This window comes from Pseudomonas sp. HY2-MNA-CIBAN-0224 (genome assembly GCF_040310285.1).
GTDB lineage: Bacteria > Pseudomonadota > Gammaproteobacteria > Pseudomonadales > Pseudomonadaceae > Aquipseudomonas > Aquipseudomonas helleri.
On record NZ_JBEOPQ010000591.1, the window covers coordinates 1 to 265 of the forward strand.

Here is a 265-nt window from a genome sequence, read left to right on the forward strand (position 1 = left end):
GGCAGGTATGGTGAGCGCGACGTTCAATATCAGCAAAGTTTTGATTTGATCTTTGCTCAAATTCAAGGTCTCACCAATGGCAGACAAAAAAGGCGCGTGGTTGAACCAGACAAAAAAGGTTAAGAAAAAAGCGATCCAGCCTAAATGTAGAATCTTATTTTTATCTTTAAAGGAGAAAATATTGAGCTTATCTTGTGTTGGCGCAGCAGATTTAGAGGTTGGCGATGATGACATAAACGAGTTCCTTAAGGGGCTAACTTTACAG

At 40.0% G+C, this 265-nt stretch carries 1 protein-coding gene; it reads left to right on the forward strand.

The features are described 5' to 3' along the window. Window positions 1-76: 76 nt before the first annotated feature. The coding region (locus AAEZ03_RS27675) for a hypothetical protein (RefSeq protein WP_350583079.1) at window positions 77-265 on the forward strand (189 nt) is incomplete at its 3' end.